General features: G+C 75.6%; 16 protein-coding genes and 1 pseudogene. 7 read left to right on the top strand and 10 right to left on the bottom strand.

Annotation, left to right across the window (positions count from 1 at the left end):
* Positions 1 to 51: 51 nt before the first annotated feature.
* Complete coding sequence (locus tag ABD160_RS05485; RefSeq protein ID WP_344018937.1) at positions 52 to 567, top strand: OsmC family protein; 516 nt, start codon at positions 52 to 54, stop codon at positions 565 to 567.
* A 97-nt stretch (positions 568 to 664) separates the two neighbouring features.
* Here the strand turns inward: ABD160_RS05485 and hisH are convergent, their stop codons facing one another.
* Positions 665 to 1,297, bottom strand: coding sequence for an imidazole glycerol phosphate synthase subunit HisH (hisH, locus tag ABD160_RS05480; protein WP_344018935.1), 633 nt, complete (start codon positions 1,295 to 1,297; stop codon positions 665 to 667).
* Between the two features lie 646 nt (positions 1,298 to 1,943).
* Between hisH and ABD160_RS05475 the strand changes: the two genes are divergently transcribed.
* Positions 1,944 to 2,819 carry a sulfurtransferase gene (locus ABD160_RS05475; protein WP_344018932.1) on the top strand — a complete coding sequence of 292 codons (876 nt, stop codon included), beginning with the start codon at positions 1,944 to 1,946 and terminating at the stop codon, positions 2,817 to 2,819.
* A gap of 64 nt (positions 2,820 to 2,883) precedes the next feature.
* Positions 2,884 to 3,246, top strand: coding sequence for a hypothetical protein (locus tag ABD160_RS05470; RefSeq protein ID WP_344018930.1), 363 nt, complete (start codon positions 2,884 to 2,886; stop codon positions 3,244 to 3,246).
* A 99-nt stretch (positions 3,247 to 3,345) separates the two neighbouring features.
* Here ABD160_RS05470 and ABD160_RS33290 read toward each other — a convergent pair.
* From ABD160_RS33290 to hisD, 4 genes and pseudogenes are all read right to left on the bottom strand, one after another.
* Positions 3,346 to 3,507, bottom strand: a pseudogene (locus tag ABD160_RS33290) (flavoprotein); the annotation flags it as partial.
* Positions 3,508 to 3,606: 99 nt separating this feature from the next.
* The gene (hisB, locus tag ABD160_RS05465) at positions 3,607 to 4,206 is read right to left on the bottom strand and encodes an imidazoleglycerol-phosphate dehydratase HisB (RefSeq protein ID WP_344018928.1); all 600 of its coding nucleotides are present in this window, start codon (positions 4,204 to 4,206) and stop codon (positions 3,607 to 3,609) included.
* Positions 4,203 to 5,327: a histidinol-phosphate transaminase gene (locus tag ABD160_RS05460; RefSeq protein WP_344018926.1), complete on the bottom strand. Its 1,125-nt coding sequence runs from the start codon at positions 5,325 to 5,327 to the stop codon at positions 4,203 to 4,205. Before ABD160_RS05460 ends, hisB begins: the two co-directional genes overlap by 4 nt.
* Positions 5,324 to 6,649: a histidinol dehydrogenase gene (gene hisD / locus ABD160_RS05455; protein ID WP_344018924.1), complete on the bottom strand. Its 1,326-nt coding sequence runs from the start codon at positions 6,647 to 6,649 to the stop codon at positions 5,324 to 5,326. Before hisD ends, ABD160_RS05460 begins: the two co-directional genes overlap by 4 nt.
* A 353-nt stretch (positions 6,650 to 7,002) precedes the next feature.
* On the opposite strand from hisD, the gene ABD160_RS05450 reads away from it, so the two are divergent.
* The gene (locus tag ABD160_RS05450; protein WP_344018921.1) at positions 7,003 to 7,401 is read left to right on the top strand and encodes a hypothetical protein; all 399 of its coding nucleotides are present in this window, start codon (positions 7,003 to 7,005) and stop codon (positions 7,399 to 7,401) included.
* A 59-nt stretch (positions 7,402 to 7,460) separates the two neighbouring features.
* Positions 7,461 to 8,657, top strand: coding sequence for a winged helix DNA-binding domain-containing protein (locus tag ABD160_RS05445; protein WP_344018918.1), 1,197 nt, complete (start codon positions 7,461 to 7,463; stop codon positions 8,655 to 8,657).
* Between the two features lie 68 nt (positions 8,658 to 8,725).
* Here the strand turns inward: ABD160_RS05445 and nadC are convergent, their stop codons facing one another.
* From nadC to nadA, 3 genes are read right to left on the bottom strand one after another with little or no spacing between them, the layout of a single operon-like run.
* Positions 8,726 to 9,676, bottom strand: a complete 951-nt coding sequence (gene nadC, locus ABD160_RS05440; protein ID WP_425563580.1) for a carboxylating nicotinate-nucleotide diphosphorylase — start codon at positions 9,674 to 9,676, stop codon at positions 8,726 to 8,728.
* Positions 9,673 to 11,259 carry an L-aspartate oxidase gene (locus ABD160_RS05435; protein ID WP_344018916.1) on the bottom strand — a complete coding sequence of 529 codons (1,587 nt, stop codon included), beginning with the start codon at positions 11,257 to 11,259 and terminating at the stop codon, positions 9,673 to 9,675. Before ABD160_RS05435 ends, nadC begins: the two co-directional genes overlap by 4 nt.
* Positions 11,256 to 12,254, bottom strand: a complete 999-nt coding sequence (nadA, locus tag ABD160_RS05430) for a quinolinate synthase NadA (RefSeq protein WP_344018914.1) — start codon at positions 12,252 to 12,254, stop codon at positions 11,256 to 11,258. Before nadA ends, ABD160_RS05435 begins: the two co-directional genes overlap by 4 nt.
* Positions 12,255 to 12,419: 165 nt before the next feature.
* On the opposite strand from nadA, the gene ABD160_RS05425 reads away from it, so the two are divergent.
* Together ABD160_RS05425 and ABD160_RS05420 are read left to right on the top strand one after the other, a co-directional pair.
* Positions 12,420 to 13,148 (top strand): NUDIX hydrolase, encoded by a 729-nt coding sequence (locus ABD160_RS05425; protein WP_344018912.1) that lies wholly within the window; start codon positions 12,420 to 12,422, stop codon positions 13,146 to 13,148.
* A gap of 4 nt (positions 13,149 to 13,152) precedes the next feature.
* Positions 13,153 to 13,836: an LON peptidase substrate-binding domain-containing protein gene (locus ABD160_RS05420; RefSeq protein ID WP_344018910.1), complete on the top strand. Its 684-nt coding sequence runs from the start codon at positions 13,153 to 13,155 to the stop codon at positions 13,834 to 13,836.
* A gap of 7 nt (positions 13,837 to 13,843) precedes the next feature.
* On the opposite strand, the gene ABD160_RS05415 is transcribed toward ABD160_RS05420, so the two are convergent.
* Both ABD160_RS05415 and ABD160_RS05410 read right to left on the bottom strand, forming a co-directional pair.
* Positions 13,844 to 15,244 carry an ATP-binding cassette domain-containing protein gene (locus ABD160_RS05415; protein WP_344018908.1) on the bottom strand — a complete coding sequence of 467 codons (1,401 nt, stop codon included), beginning with the start codon at positions 15,242 to 15,244 and terminating at the stop codon, positions 13,844 to 13,846.
* Positions 15,195 to 15,767, bottom strand: coding sequence for a type II toxin-antitoxin system PemK/MazF family toxin (locus ABD160_RS05410; RefSeq protein ID WP_344018905.1), 573 nt, complete (start codon positions 15,765 to 15,767; stop codon positions 15,195 to 15,197). Before ABD160_RS05410 ends, ABD160_RS05415 begins: the two co-directional genes overlap by 50 nt.
* Positions 15,768 to 15,827 lie beyond the last annotated feature (60 nt).

The raw sequence follows: 15,827 nt of genomic DNA, 5'->3' as shown, positions 1-15,827 counted from the left end.
GGATGCTACAGACTGGCCGCCGATTAGTCCGGACGAATGCAGGAGACACCGATGACCAAGAGCTGCTCGACGCTGGACCTGGCCACCCTCGAAGCCACCAAGGCGGCCGTCGCGGAGGATCCGTCCGTCGGCTCCGGGTCCTTCACCACCGTCACCAGCTGGGAGGACGGCGCCCGCGCGCGGACCACGGCCCGGTCGTTCGTGCTGCAGACCGACGAGCCGGCCCCGCTCGGCGGCACCGACGCGGCGATCGACCCGATGGAGCTCGTGCTGGCGGCGATCGGCACCTGCCTGACGATCGGCTGGGTGACCCAGGCGGTGCAGCGCGGCATCGAGTACCGCGACCTGCGGATCGAGGTGAGCGGCGACTTCGACCTGCGCGGCTACCTCGCGCTGGACGAGAAGGTCCGCCCCGGGTTCTCCGGAATCAGCTACACCGTGCACGTCGACACCGACGCCGACCAGGCCGTCCTGGACGAGATCCGGGCCGCCACCGAGGCGACCTCGCCGATGTTCGACAACGTCCTCAACGCCACCCCGGTCACCGGCACGATCGAGCGCGCCTGACCCGGCCGGCGCACCCGTTCGCACGGGTTCGTCGCATCCGCACGGGATCGGATCCCGTGCGGATCGCGTGAACCCGTGCGAACGGGCCCGGGTGCGGTCAGGAGAGGGACTTCAGCCAGTTCTCCAGGACGGTGGCGCCGGCGTCGCCGGACTTCTCCGGGTGGAACTGGGTGGCCGCGAGCGCGCCGTTCTCGACGGCGGCGACGACGTCCTCGCCGTGCCGGGTCCAGGTGACCATGGGCGGGGCGATGGCGTGCGACTCCTCGAGCTCCCAGCGCCGGACGCCGAACGAGTGCACGAAGTAGAAGCGGGTGTCGTCGTCGAGGCCGGCGAACAGGGTGCTGTCCCGCGGGGCGCGGACGGTGTTCCAGCCCATGTGCGGCAACACGTCCGCCTGGATCCGCTCGACCGTGCCCGGCCACTCCCCGCAGCCCGCGGTGTCCTCGTCGAACTCGACGCCCCGCTCGAACATCACCTGCATCCCGACGCAGATGCCGAGCACCGGGCGGCCGCCGGCGAGCCGGCGCCCGATGAGCTCCGGGCCGCGCACCGCGTGCAGGCCGCGCATGCAGGCCGCGAACGCGCCGACACCGGGGACGACCAGCCCGTCCGCCTCGGCCGCGGTGTCGAAGTCGGGGGTGACGGTGACGTCCGCGCCGACGCGTTCCAGAGCCCGCTCGGCCGAGCGGAGGTTTCCCGATCCGTAGTCGAGGACGACGATCCGTGCCACGCCGACCAGCCTAGTCTCCCGGCCGGGCCGCGCCGGGGGCACCGTCGCACCGAGCGTGCTTGTCGGCGCCGTGGCGGCGGGCCTAGCCTCGATCCGTGGCCGCCGCTCCGCTCCCCCGCCCCGGACCGCGGCCGGGCGGGTACCTGCGCCCCTGCCGGTCACAGCGGCGCTGGCTCGACCTCATGCGGGTCCACGCCACCGCCTGTCCGGGCTGATCCGGCACCGGCCTGCCCGCACAGCTCCGCGGCCCACGGCGGACCTGCCGCCTCCCGCACCGCGACGTCGGCCCATCCCGGGATCGACGACGCGCGCAGCCGCGGCACCGGCACGACCGTCGTGGCCGGGGCACCGGCACGACCGCCCGTGGGCGGGCCGCAGCGTGGCCGCGCGGCCGGGCCACAGTGCCGCCGCGCGGCCGGGCCACAGTGCCGCCGCGCGGCCGGGCCACAGTGCCGCCGCGCGGCCGGGGCCACAGTCCCGCCGCGCGGCCGGGGCCACAGTGCCGCAGCGTGGCCGGGACCACCGGCCGGCACGGGCCGACCACGCGCCGGGCCGTCGCCCGGTCCACCGCCACCGTCGTGCGATCGCCCGCCGCCGCACACCCACCGAGCCAGACCTCATCGAGTCCGCACCGAAGGAGCACACCGTGTCCCCGATCCTGCCCCCGCTCGTCTCCGCCGACGAGCTCGCCGCGGCCGCCGACCGCCCCGACGTCCTGGTCGTCGACGCCACCACCCGTCTCGCCACCACCGTCGAAGGGGAGCCCTACCAGGTCGCCCCGGACATCGAGGGCTTCCGCGACGCGCACCTGCCCACAGCGGTGTTCGCCGACATCCCCGGCGCGTTCTCCGATCCGTCCGCGCGGTTCTCGCTCGCCGTCCCCACCGCCGAGCAGTTCGCCGCGGCGGCCGGCGCGCTGGGTATCGGCGACGGCACGCACGTCGTCGCCTACGACACCGCAGGCAACGCCTGGGCCACCCGGCTGTGGTGGCTGCTGCGCGCGTTCGGCCACGACGCGGTGTCCGTGCTCGACGGCGGGCTGCGGGCGTGGACCGTGGCCGGGCACCCCACCGAGTCCGGCGAGCCGAAGCCGGTACCGGCGACCTTCACCCCGCGCTGGCGGCCGGAGCTGCTCGCCACCACCGACGAGGTGCGCAGCCTCAGCACCGGCGACGATGCCGGCGTCGTCGTCAATGCGCTCGACCCGGCCACCTACCGGGGCGAGCAGGAGATCAGCCCCTACAGTCGCCGCGGCCGCATCCCGGGCAGCACCAACCTGCCGCTGTTCGACCTGCTCGACCCGGCCACCGGGCGGTTCCTCGACGAGGCCGGACTGACCGCGAAGCTGCAGGAGGCGGGCATCCTCGACGCCCGGCGGGCGGTGACCTACTGCGGCGGCGGGATCGCGGCCACCCTGCCGGCGTTCGCCGCGTTCGTCGTCAGCGGGGCCGAGGTGGCGGTCTACGACGGGTCGCTGTCCGAGTGGACGGCGGACGCGGCGCTCCCGGTCGAGACCGGCTGACCCGGCGGCCGGGGTCGGTACGGCTACGGAGTCCCGCACCGGGACGGCGCGCGACCATGCGGGCATGGCCGTCCGACGCCCGCGACCGCGCACCGTCCTGCTCGTCCTGCTGATCCCGGCCGCGCTGGTGTCCGGGGGGCTCCTGCTGCTGGCGCACCTGCTGACCCGGGTGCAGCACTGGGAGGGCGAGTTCCCGGCCCAGGTCAGGTACGTCGACGAGGCGGACGGAACCATGTCGGTGCGCCTGTCCCCGCCCGGACCGCCGGACGCCCTGCCGAGCGGCTTCGTCCGGTCCGACCGGATCGAGCTGCTCCCCGGGGTCCGGGCGGGAGACCCGCTCGTCTGTCACGTCCGGCAGACCTACATCGCGAACAAGCACCTCGCGACCGGTTCCGACACCGAGCTGCTCTCCTGCCGGCGCGCCTGACCGTGCGTCGTCCGGGAGCGACAGCACGTCGACCCCCCACTCCCGCAGGTTCCGGACGGCCGCACCGAAGGCGGGGTGCCCGCGGAGCGCCGGACTCCCGTACGGCACCGCCACCACCGGTAGCCGCCTGCCCACCGCCTCGACCAGCGCGCCGAGCGCCGGCGTGTCGCAGATCCCGGCGGCCCACTTGTTGACGGTGTTGACCGTCGCCGGGCAGACGACGACCGCGTCGCACTCGGGGACCGGCTTCGTCTCACCCACGGCCCGGTGCTCCGAGCGGACCGGATGGCCGGTCAGGCGCTCCAGCTCGGGTGCCGGCGGTGCTGGCCTGGCTGCGGTCCGGCGGACCGGAGTGACCCGCTACAGCGCACCCTTGGTCGACGGCACCCCGCTGACCCGCGGGTCGGGCTCGGTCGCCGCGCGCAGCGCGCGGGCGACGGCCTTGAACTCCGCCTCGGTGATGTGGTGCGGGTCCCGCCCGTCGAGCACCCGCACGTGCAGCGCGAGATGCCCGTGGAAGGCCAGCGACTCGAACACGTGCTTGTTCAGCACGGTCGGGTAGTGCCCGCCGACGACGAAGCCGCGCATCATCTCCGGCTCGCCGGTGCACACCGTGTACGGCCGGCCGGACACGTCGACGACGGCGTGCGCCAGCGCCTCGTCCATCGGGATCCAGGCGTCGCCGAACCGGCGGATGCCCGTCTTGTCCCCCAGCGCCTGCCGGATCGCCTGGCCGAGGACGATCGCGACGTCCTCGACGGTGTGGTGCGAGTCGATCTCGATGTCGCCCGAGGCCTGCACCGACAGGTCGAACGACCCGTGCTTGCCGAACGCGTCCAGCATGTGGTCGTAGAACGGGACCTTCGTGTCGATGTCGGTCGTCCCGGTGCCGTCGAGGTCGATCTCGACGACGATCCGGGTCTCCTTGGTGACGCGCTCGACGCGGCCCACTCTGCTCACAACAGCTCCTTGACGGCGAGGTCGCCTGCAACCTGCAGGAAGACGTCGTTCTCCTCGGGGGTTCCGATCGTGACCCGCAGACGCTCCGGGATACCCACGTCGCGGATCAGCACACCCTGTTCCAGGAAGCCCTTCCAGGCCCGCCCGGCGTCGGCGAACCGGCCGAACAGCACGAAGTTGGCGTCGGACCCGATCACGTCGTACCCGGCGGCGGCCAGCTCGGCCGAGACCCGGTCCCGCTCGGCGGCCAGCAGCGCGACCGAGCCGAGGGTCGCGTCGGCGTGCCGCAGCGCGGCCCGCGCGGACGCCTGGGCCAGCACCGACAGGTGGTAGGGCAGCCGGACCAGCTGGACGGCGTCGACGACCGCGGGTGCCGCGGCGAGGTAGCCGAGCCGGCCGCCGGCGAAGGCGAACGCCTTGCTCATGGTGCGCGAGACGACGAGCTTGTGCCCGTGGCTCGCGAGCAGCGTGGTGGCGCTGGGCCGCCCGGTGGCCTCGGCGAACTCGGCGTAGGCCTCGTCGACGATGACCAGCCCGGGTGCGGCGTCGACCAGGCGGGCCAGGTCGGCGGGGGCGATCGACTGCCCGGTCGGGTTGTTCGGGCTGGTGACGAACGTGATGTCCGGCGCCTGCCGGCGGACGGTGCTGATCGCGTCGTCGATGTCGATGGAGAAGTCGGCCCGGCGCGGGACCGGCACGAACTCGGTCTGCGTGCCCGAGGAGATGATCGGGTGCATGGAGTAGCTGGGCACGAACCCGAGCGCGCTGCGCCCCGGCCCGCCGAACGCCTGCAGGAGCTGCTGCAGGATCTCGTTCGAGCCGTTCGCGGCCCACAGGTTCCGCTCGGTCAGCGCGACCCCGGTCTGCCCGGTCAGGTAGGCGGCGAGATCGGCGCGCAGGGCGACCGCGTCCCGGTCCGGGTAGCGGTGCAGCTCGCGGGCCGCCTCCTCGCAGGCGGCGCCGACGTCGGCGACCAGCTCCGGCGGCGGCGGGTACGGGTTCTCGTTGGTGTTGAGCCGGACGGCGACGTCGAGCTGCGGCGCCCCGTACGGGCTCTTCCCGCGCAGGTCGTCGCGCAGCGGCAGGTCCTCGAGCCGGACGCCGTCCCCGGGGGTGCTCATGCGCCGCCCTCGAACCGGGCGGTGACGGCCTCGCCGTGCGCGGGCAGGTCCTCGGCGTTCGCCAGGGTGACGACGCGGTCGGCGACCTCGCGCAGCGCCTCGGCGGTGTAGTCGACGACGTGTACCCCGCGCAGGAACGTCGAGGTCGACAGGCCGCCGGAGTGCCGGGCGCAGCCGCCGGTGGGCAGCACGTGGTTCGACCCGGCGCAGTAGTCGCCCAGCGACACCGGCGAGTAGGCGCCGACGAAGATCGCCCCGGCGTTGCGGACCCGGGCGGCGACCGCGGCCGCGTCGGCGGTCTGGATCTCCAGGTGCTCGGCGGCGTAGGCGTCGACGACGGCGAGCCCGTCGTCGATCGACCGGACCAGGATGACCCCGGACTGCGGACCGGTGAGCGCGGTGCGGACCCGCTCGCCGTGCTTGGTCGCACCGACCCGGGTCTCCAGCTCGGCCTCGACCCGCGCGAGCAGCTCCTCGGACGTGGTGACCAGCACCGACGCCGCGTTCGGGTCGTGCTCGGCCTGGGAGATCAGGTCGGCGGCGACGTGCCCGGCGTCGGCCGTGTCGTCGGCCAGGATCGCGATCTCGGTGGTGCCCGCCTCGGCGTCGATCCCGACGACGCCGCGCAGCATCCGCTTCGCGGCGGTGACGTAGACGTTGCCCGGGCCGGTGACCATGTCGACCGGCTCCAGCTCGCCGCCGTCGGTGTCGGTGCCGCCGTGGGCGAGCAGCGCGACGCACTGCGCACCGCCGACCGCCCACACCTCGTCGACGCCGAGCAGCGCCGCCGCGGCCAGGATCGTCGGGTGCGGGAGGCCGCCGAACTCGGCCTGCGCCGGGGACGCCACGACCAGCGACTCGACGCCCGCGGCCTGCGCCGGGACCACGTTCATGATCACGCTCGACGGGTAGACGGCGAGCCCGCCCGGCGCGTACAGCCCGACCCGTCGGACCGGGACGAACCGCTCGGTGACGGTGCCGCCCGGCACCACCCGGGTGACGACGTCGGCCCGGCGCTGCTCGAGGTGCACCACCCGGGCCCGCTCGATCGAGGTCTCCAGCGCCGCACGGACGGCCGGGTCGAGATCACGCAGCGCGCCGGCGAGCGCGGCCGCCGGAACGCGCACCGTGTCCGGGCGGACCTTGTCGAACCGCTCGGTGGCCTCCAGCGCGGCCTCGGCGCCACGCTCCCGCACGGCCTCGACCAGCGGTCGCACGACGGCCAGCGCGCCGTCGATGTCCAGCTCGGCGCGCGGCATCGTCGCGCGCAGGACGGCCGGCCGGGGTAACGCGTCGGGTCGCAGGTCGAGACGACGGAGCATGGTCCCCAGGGTACGGCGGGGGTCCGACAGGAACGCGACCCGGCGGTGAGCACGGGCTCCGCCGCCGGAACCGCCGCCTGTGTCCCCATCGGATCCGTGTCCGCACCGGAACTGTCGTACCCCCGGTCGAAGCTGCCACCGTCGACCCCGACGCCACGGAGGTGAGCAGCCGATGGCCGCACCCGCCTACGACCCGCAGCCGGACGCGCCCGAGCACTGGTCCGAGGAGAGCTTCCTCGAGCTGCCCGACGACCGCCGCCGGATCGAGCTGCTCGACGGGGGGCTCCTCGTGAGCCCCAGCCCGGGCAGCCCGCACCAGACTGCTCGAACGGGCCCGGCCGGACGATCTCGACGTGTTCGAGGCGGTGAACGTGCGGCTCGGGCCGGACCGGATCCTGATCCCGGATCTCGCGGTGGTCGCTGCCGGGCCCGGCATCGATCCGGACGCGGTCGTGTGGGAGGCGCGCCATGTCCGCCTCGTGGTCGGGATCAACACTGCGATCGACCGGGCGAACCGGCAAAGTACGAAGGACCAGGTGAAGCCCACGCTGTACGCGGCCGCCGGGATCGGGCACCTGCTGCGGATCGATCTCACCGCGGCCGGGCCGGACGCCACCGGCTACGCGCTGCACGAGGGCCGCTGGGTGGAGACGGCCCGGGCCCGTCCCGGCGAGGACCTGGTGCTCGACGCCCCGGTGCCGCTCACCACGAACCTGGCCGCGCTGCTGGCCGCCCGCCGGCTCCCCGACTGACGGCTGCGGGGTGCCGGCTGCGGGGTGACTGTCGGTACCCCATGGCACCCTCTCCGGCCATGAGCACCGGTGAGCCCGTCCGGCACGTCGACGACGCCGAGCGCCGGGCCCGGCTGACGGTCCGGCACCGGTTGGCGCCGCACACCCGCACCGACGACGTGGTGGCCGTCGCCGACGACCTGGTCGCGCTGCACTCCACCGATCCGGTCACCGTCTACCTGTCGGCGGCGGCGCGGATGCGCTCCCCCGCCCTCGAACCGGTCTCGGCCGCGCTGTACGACGAGCGCACCCTGCTCCGCCACCACGCGATGCGCCGCACGCTGTGGGTGTTCGGGCACCGGCACGCCGCGCTGGCCCATCACGCCGCCACCGTCGACGTCGCCGCCGTGCAGCGGCGGGCCCTGCTGGGCGGGCTCGGCACGGCCGGGATCGCCGATCCCGCCGGGTGGTACGACTCCGCCGCCCGCGCGGTGCTCGACCTGCTGGCCGAGCGCGGCCCGACCACTGCCCGCGAGATCGGCACCGCGTTGCCGGAGCTGTCCGCGACGTCGGTGCCGATCGGCCCGGGCAGCTACCCGGCACACAGCAGGGTGCTGCTGGTCCTCGGGTTCGAGGGCCGGGTGCTGCGGGCCCGCCCGACCGGGACCTGGATCAACGGCCAGTACCGGTGGGCGGCCGCCGGGGACTGGGTGCCCGGCGGGCTCGGCGAGCCGCTGGACCGACGGGCCGCCGCGGCCGGCCTGGCCCGCGCGTACCTGCGGGCGTTCGGCCCGGCCACCCGCGACGACCTGCGCTGGTGGGCGGGCTGGACGGTGGCGACCACGACGGCAGCGCTGGCCGACGTCGGCGCCGTCACCGTGTCGCTGGACGGCGGCGGCACCGGCCATCTGCTGCCCGACGACGTCGACCCGGTCGGCGACCCCGGGCCGTCGGTGGCGCTGCTGCCCGGCCTCGACCCGACGACGATGGGCTGGAAGGCCCGCGACTGGTATCTCGGCCCCGAGGCGGCGCCGCTGCTGTTCGACCGCAACGGCAACGGCGGCCCGGCGATCTGGGTGGACGGGCGGATCGCCGGGAGCTGGGTGCAGCGCCCGGACGGCACGATCGCGACCCGGCTGTGCGCCGGGACCGACGTCGGCAGCGCCGCGCTCGCCGGGATCGACGCCGCCGCGCAGCGGATCCGCGAGCTGCTCGGCGACGTGCGGTTCTCGGTCCGCTATCCGGCGCCGGTCCAGCCGGAGCTGCTCGGCCGGTGATCCCGGGGCAGAGCCGCCGGTGCGGGCAGAGCGGCCGGGCGGTGCCGGATGCGCCCGGCACCGCCCGGTCAGCCCGCGACGAGATCCAGTCCGAGGTCCAGCGCGGTCACCGAGTGCGTCAACGCACCCACGGCGAGGAAGTCGACCCCGGTCTCCGCGTAGCCGCGGGCGTTCACCAGGGCCAGCCCGCCGGAGGACTCCAGCAGCGTCCGGTGCCCGGACGCGGCCGCGGCGGCGTCCCGGCGGCGGACGGCGGTCTTGGTGTCGGCGACCGAGAAGTTGTCCAGCAGCACCAGCTCGGGTGCCAGGCCGAGCACCTCGTCGAGCTGCTCCAGCGAGTCGACCTCCACCTCGCAGGGCAGGTCCGGGGCGGCGGCCCGGGCCGCGGCGAGCGCCGCCGTCACCGATCCGGCGGCGGCGACGTGGTTGTCCTTGATCAGGACGGCGTCGCCCAGCCCGAGCCGGTGGTTGACCCCGCCACCGCAGCGCACCGCGTACTTCTCCAGCAGCCGCAGCCCGGGCAGCGTCTTGCGGGTGTCCCGGATCCGGGCGCCGGTGCCCTCGACCGCGTCCACCCAGGCCCGGGTCGCGGTCGCGATCCCGGACAGGTGGCACAGCAGGTTCAGCGCGGTCCGCTCCGCGGTGAGCAGCCCCTGCACCGGCCCGTACACGACCAGCGCGGGCTCACCGGCCCGCAGCCGGTCCCCGTCGGCCGCCGTCGAGACGACCGAGTAGCCGACCTCGTACTGCGCCTGCCCGGTGCCCGGGCCGATCCCGTCGCCGAGGACGGCGTGCAGCACCGCGTGCACGGCGGGGAGCCCGGCCAGGACGCCGTCGGCGCGCGGGGTGAACGCGGCGTGCGCCATCGCGTCGGTGCGGACGGTGGCCCGGGTCGTCGCGTCCGGCCCGTAGCGCAGGTCCTCGGCGAGCGCGGTGCGCACCACCCGGTCGAGGTCGTCCGGGTCGGGCACGCCGATCGACGCGTTCCCGCCGACGCCGGCCGCGATCCGGGCGGTCACGCCGCACCGACCAGGGCGTCGGCGACGACCACCGGGCGGCCGGAGCCGTCCAGCCGGACCGGCAGCGAGGCCCGCTGGTGCACGTCGTCGCGGTCCGGGAAGTCGGTGCGCACATGGCAGCCGCGGGTCTCCCGGCGGGTGCCCGCCGCGGTGAGCACCGCCTGCGCGAGCAGGGTCAGCGCGGCGTCCTCCACCCCGGCGCGGGCGACCGGGACCGCGGTGACGGTGGCGGCCTCGATCGCGTCCGACGCGGTCGCCAGCCCGGTCGCGTCCCGGCCGATGCCGGCGCAGGTGGTCATCGCCCGCTGCACCACCGCCCGGTCGGCGACCGGCAGCGCCGGAGCCGGCTCGACCGGCGCGGACAGCGCCGCGAGCCCGCGGTCGGCCAGCACCGCACGGACCGCGCGCTCCCCCACCACCAGTCCCTCCAGCAGCGAGTTCGACGCCAGCCGGTTCGCGCCGTGCAGGCCGGTGCGGGCCACCTCGCCCGCCGCGTACAGCCCGGGCACGCCGGTGCGGCCGTCGGTGTCGGCGACCACCCCGCCGCAGGCGTAGTGCGCGGCCGGGGTGACCGGGATCGGGTCGGTCGCGGGATCGATCCCGACGGCCGCGCAGGAGGCGTGCACGGTCGGGAACCGGCGGGCGAACCCGTCCAGCCCGGTCGCGTCCAGGTAGACGCAGTCCGAGCCGGTCTCGATCATCCGCCGGGTGATCGCGGCGGCGACGACGTCGCGCGGGGCCAGGTCGGCGCGCTCGTGCACGGCGGCCATGAAGGCGTGCCCGGTCCGGTCGCGCAGCACGGCGCCCTCACCGCGGACGGCCTCGGTGACCAGCGGACGCCTGCCCGCGGTGTCCGAACCGGGGCCGGACCACAGCACCGTCGGGTGGAACTGCACGAACTCCAGGTCGGACGCGGTCGCCCCGGCCCGCAGGGCGAGCGCGATCCCGTCCCCGGTGGCGGTCGCCGGGTTGGTGGTGGAGGCGTAGAGCTGGCCGTAGCCGCCGGAGGCCAGCAGCACCGCGGGGGCGCGCAGCGTCCCGGCGCGGCCGTCGCCGTCGAGCACGGACAGCCCGACCACCCGGCCGGTGGCGTCGCGCAGCGCGTCCACCGCGACGTGCCCGTCCAGCACGGTCAGCCCCTCGGAGCGGGCGGCCTCGACCAGGGCGCGCTCGATCTCGGCGCCGGTCGCGTCGCCGCCTGCGTGCACCACGCGCAGCGCGGAGTGGCCGCCCTCGCGGGTCCGTTCCAGGCGGGTGCCGCGGGCGTCGAACAGGGCGCCGCGCTCGCGGAGCCTGCGGACCGCGGCCGGCCCGCCGCGGACGATCGTGTCCACCGCGACCGGGTCGCACAGCCCGCCGCCCGCGGCGAGCGTGTCCGCGACGTGCGCCTCCAGGCTGTCCCCGGCGATGTCGCCGAGCACCACGGCGACCCCGCCCTGGGCCCACCGGGTGGAGCCCTCGCCGATCCCGTCCTTGGTGACGACGACGGTGCGCAGCCCGGCGGCGGCCGCGTCCAGCGCGGCGGTCAGTCCGGCGACCCCGGACCCGACGACGACCAGATCGGCGCCGGCCTCCCAGGTCACTCCGCGCTCCCCGGGTTGCCGATCTCGATCATGCGCTGGACCGCGGCCCGGCCGCGCGCGGCGAGATCGGGATCGACGTGCACCTCGTCGGTGCCGTGCCGCACCGACCGGAGCAGCGCCTCCGGGGTGATCATCTTCATGTAGGTGCAGGAGGCCCGGTCGTTGACCGCGCGGAACTCGATCTCCGGTGCGGCCCGGCGGAGCTGGTGCAGCATCCCGACCTCGGTCGCCACCAGCACCTCCTTCGCGCCGGTGGCGCGGGCGGCGTCGATCATGCCGCCGGTGGAGAGGATCTTGACCTGGCTCTCCGGGACGGCACCGGTGCCGGCCAGGTAGAGCGCCGACGTCGCGCAGCCGCACTCCGGGTGCACGAACAGGTCGGCCTCCGGGTGCGATCGCGCCTGGTCGGCGAGCTGGCGGCCGTTGATGCCGGCGTGCACGTGGCACTCCCCGGCCCACACGTGCATGTTCTCCCGGTCGAGCACCCGGCGGACGTGCGCGCCGAGGAACTGGTCGGGCAGGAACAGCACCTCACGGTCGCGCGGGATGGAGTCGACGACCTCGACCGCGTTCGACGAGGTGCAGCACACGTCGGTCTCGGCCTTCACCGCCGCGGTGGTGTTCACGTAGGACACGACGACGGCGCCCGGGTGCTCGGCCTTCCACTCCCGCAGCTGCTCGGCGGTGATGGAGTCGGCGAGCGAGCAGCCGGCCCGGGCGTCCGGGATCAGCACGGTCTTGTCCGGGGCGAGGATCTTCGCCGTCTCGGCCATGAAGTGCACGCCGCAGAAGACGATCGTCGACGCCTCCGACGCGGCCGCGATCCGGGACAGCGCGAGCGAGTCCCCCACGTGGTCGGCGATGTCCTGGATCTCGGGCAGCTGGTAGTTGTGCGCCAGCAGGACCGCGTCCCGCCTGCGCGCCAGGGTGCGGACCTCGTCGGCCCAGGCCGGGTCGACCGCTGTCGCCCCCGGTGCCGTCAGCGTTCCGGTCATCTCGCCCTCCCGGGCCGATCAGGTTTTCGCCTAGTGAGCGGAAACTAGACGGATCGTAGCACCGGGGCCGGGGCCCGGACACCCACGGCGTGACCGGGACCTCACCTTGTGGCTACCCGGCCGTCACCCGCCCGTGCTTCCCGAAACGCCCCCTAGGCTCCCCCCGTGACGTACCCGCCGGCCCAGCACGAGGTACTCGCCGCCGTGCTCGGCATCCGGGACGGCCGGCTGCGGGTGCTGCTGTGGCAGCGCGCGCTTGCCCCGGACGCGGGCCGCTGGTCGCTGCCCGGCGGGCGGCTGGCCGCCGACGAGGACGTCGAGAGCTCGGTCCGCCGCCAGCTCGCCGAGAAGGTCGACGTCCGGGAGATCGCGCACGTCGAGCAGCTGTCGGTGTTCTCCGACCCGCACCGCACCCCCGGACCCCGCACGATCGCGACCGCCTTCCTCGGCCTGGTGCCCTCGGACGCCGATCCGGAGCTGCCCGCGGACACCGCCTGGCACGAGATCGAGGCGCTGCCGCCGACCGCGTTCGACCACGCCGGCATCGTCGAGTCCGCCCGCGAGCGGCTCCGCGCCAAGCTGTCCTACACCAACCTCGGGTTCGCGCTCGCGCCCGCCGCGTTCACCATCTCGGCGCTGCGCGAGCACTACGTCGCCGCGCTCGGGCACCCGGTGTCGGCGACCAACCTGCAACGCGTCCTGACCCGGCGGGATCTGCTCGAGCCCACCGGCGGCACGGTGCCGCCCGGCCGGGCCGGCGGGCGTCCGGCCGCGCTGTTCCGGTTCACCGACCGCACGCTGCGGGTGACCGACGCCTTCGCGGTGCTCCGCCCGCCCGCACGCGGCGCGGCCGACCGGCGGTCGGGCGGGCCGACCGACGTCGTATTACCGTGAACCGGTGGCCGCGACGATTCCGCTGTTCCCGCTGGGGACGGTGCTGATGCCCGGCGCGGCGCTCCCGTTGCACATCTTCGAGCCCCGCTACCGGCAGCTCACCGTTGATCTCATCACCGGCACGGTGCCGGACAAGGAGTTCGGCGTCGTCGCGGTGCGCGAGGGGCACTCCCCCGACCGGTCCGGCGCGGCCGGGATGCACCGGGTCGGCTGCACCGCGGTGCTGCTCGACGCGCGCCGGCTGCCCGACGGGCGCTACGACATCGTCACCCGCGGGGGACGCCGGTTCCGGCTGCTCGACGTCGACCGGGAGAGCCGGTCCTACATGTGCGGGACCGTCGAGTTCCTGCCCGACCGCACCCCCACCGGCGGGACCGATCCGCGCCTGGTCACGATGCTGGAGGGGGCGGCGCGGGCGGCGCACCGCAGCTACTGCGGGACCGCCTGGCGGGCCGGGGACTGGTCCGAGCCGGGCGACGACACCCCCACCGCCGAGCTCGCCCACCTGCTCGCCGAGGACTGCCTGCTCCCGCTGGCCGACCGGCAGGACCTGCTCGAACAGACCGACCCGGTGCAGCGGCTGCGCGAGGTGCGCCGGCTGCTCGCCCGGGAGCGCGGGCTGCTCGACCGGCTCCGTGCGGTGCCGGCACCACAGGGGACCTTCCCGGACGAGCAGAGCCTCAACTAGGGCCCGCTCAGAGCTCCAGCACCGCCCCCTCCCACCGCCGCCGCAACCACCGGTCGTGCGAGGTGACCAGCACCGTCCCCGGCGCCACCCCGAGCGCCTCCTCCAGCTCACCGGCCAGCCGCAGCGAGACGTGGTTGGTCGGCTCGTCGAGCAGCAGCAGGTCCGGTGCGTCGGCGATCGCCACCGCCAGCGCCAGCCGGCGCCGCTGGCCCAGGCTCAGCTCGCCGACCCGGGTGCCGTGCTCGCGCGGGTGCAGCAGGCCGAGCTCGCGCAGCGGCACCCGCTCGGCGAGGGCCGGGCCCAGGAGCGCGGCGTAGGCGTCGGCCGCGGTGCGCTCCGGCGGCCCGACGTCGGGGTCCTGGGCGAGCAGCCCGATCCGCCGGGCCCGGACGTCCACGGTGCCCGACGACGGCGCGAGATCGGCGTTCAGCACCGCCAGCAGCGTCGACTTCCCGGACCCGTTCGGGCCGGTGACGAGCAGCCCCGATCCGGCGGGCAGGTCCAGCCGGTCGAGCCGCAGCCGGTCCGCGACGACCAGGTCGCGGACCCGCACCGCGAGGCCCCCACCGGCGCTGCCGTCGCCGGTCAGCCGGCCGGCGAAGCGCAGCGGCTGCGGCGGCTTCGGCAGTGCCTCCCGTTCGGCGACCTCCAGGCGGCGCTGCGCGTCGTGCACCCGGCGGGCCCGGGTGCGCTCGACGTTCGCGCCCTTGAAGGCGTGGATGAACTTGTCGTTGTCCCGCGGGCCGCGGCCCGGGGCGATCGCGGACGTCGCGGTCCGGGCCCGCTCGCGGAGCCGCCCGATCTCCTCCTGCTGGGCGGCGAACGTCTCCGCCCAGCGCCGCCGGCTCGCCGCCTGCGCGCCCAGGTACTCGGTGAACGACCCGCCGAACCGGCGGCCGCCGTCGCCGTCGGTGCCGAGCGCGCCCGCGTCGAGATCGAACAGACCGGTGCAGACCCGGTCCAGGAACGTCCGGTCGTGGCTCGCCGCGACGACCACCCCGGGCAGCTCGGTCAGCGAGCGTTCCAGCAGGTCGAGCGCGGCGTCGTCGAGGTGGTTGGTGGGTTCGTCGAGCAGCAGGCAGGCCGGGCGGCGGACCAGCGCGGCGGCCATCGCGAGCCGGGTGCGCTGCCCGCCGGACAGAGTCCCGACCGGGCGGTCCCGGTCCAGATCGGCGACGCCGAGCGCGCCCGCGGTGACCTCGGCGCGGCGGTCGGCGTCCCAGGCGTCGTGCGCCACCGCCCAGGCGAGCATCCGGTCGTAGCCGGCGGCGGCGGACGGGTCGCCGGCCAGCTCGGCGGCCAGGCGTTCCAGCTCGGCGACCGCGTCGTGCAGCGGGCGCAGCGCGTCGTCGAGCAGGTCACCGACGGTGCCGTCGGCGTCGAGCGCCGGTTCCTGCGGCAGGTACACCAGATCGGCCCAGCTCGGTGGCGACCCGGTCGAACCGGCTGCGGTCGAGCACCGCGCCCTCCCGGCGGATGCCGTGCTCGTCGATCTCCAGCACCCGGTCCAGCCGGATGAAGGACTCCCGGCCCTCCCGGTCCCAGGCCCCGGAGCCGATGCCCACCCAGTCCGGGTCGCCGGCCCGCCGCTCCTGGCTGGACAGCATCAGCGCGAGCAGGTCCCCGCCGGACCGGCCGACGACCAGCAGCGGGCGGTCCTTGCCCTGGTTCGGGTCCTCCTCGTAGGGCACCCAGGTCCAGACGATCTCGCCCGGGTCGGCGGAGCCGTCCGGCTCGGGGGCGTAGACGACCTGCCGGGCGCGCTCACCGGTCGGCGCGGCGCGCACCCGGCCCGCCGCCGCCGGTGGCGCCGACGGGCGCGCGGACCGGGGTCGCTGCTTCTGCTGCCCCTGCTGCTTCTGGGAGTCCTTCAGCAGCCGCAACGCCAGGTCGGCGGCCTTGCGCAGCAGCGGGCCCCACGAGATCGCCATGCCGCCAGCCTGCCGTATCGGCATCCGCCGTCCGGCGCCAGGGGTGGCACCGGTCTCACC

The sequence above is a fragment of the Pseudonocardia kongjuensis genome, assembly GCF_039526905.1.
Classification (GTDB): domain Bacteria; phylum Actinomycetota; class Actinomycetes; order Mycobacteriales; family Pseudonocardiaceae; genus Pseudonocardia; species Pseudonocardia kongjuensis.
This window is presented reverse-complemented; position numbering and strand designations above follow the sequence as displayed.

Excerpts from the sequence above, each read along its gene's own strand:
- ABD160_RS05485 (WP_344018937.1), top strand. The coding sequence starts at position 52 with ATGACCAAGAGCTGCTCGACGCTGGACCTGGCCACCCTCGAAGCCACC.
- ABD160_RS05470 (WP_344018930.1), top strand. The coding sequence starts at position 2,884 with ATGGCCGTCCGACGCCCGCGACCGCGCACCGTCCTGCTCGTCCTGCTG.
- ABD160_RS05460 (WP_344018926.1), bottom strand. The coding sequence starts at position 5,327 with ATGAGCACCCCCGGGGACGGCGTCCGGCTCGAGGACCTGCCGCTGCGC.
- hisD (WP_344018924.1), bottom strand. The coding sequence starts at position 6,649 with ATGCTCCGTCGTCTCGACCTGCGACCCGACGCGTTACCCCGGCCGGCC.
- ABD160_RS05445 (WP_344018918.1), top strand. The coding sequence starts at position 7,461 with ATGAGCACCGGTGAGCCCGTCCGGCACGTCGACGACGCCGAGCGCCGG.
- nadA (WP_344018914.1), bottom strand. The coding sequence starts at position 12,254 with ATGACCGGAACGCTGACGGCACCGGGGGCGACAGCGGTCGACCCGGCC.
- ABD160_RS05410 (WP_344018905.1), bottom strand. The coding sequence starts at position 15,767 with ATGGCGATCTCGTGGGGCCCGCTGCTGCGCAAGGCCGCCGACCTGGCG.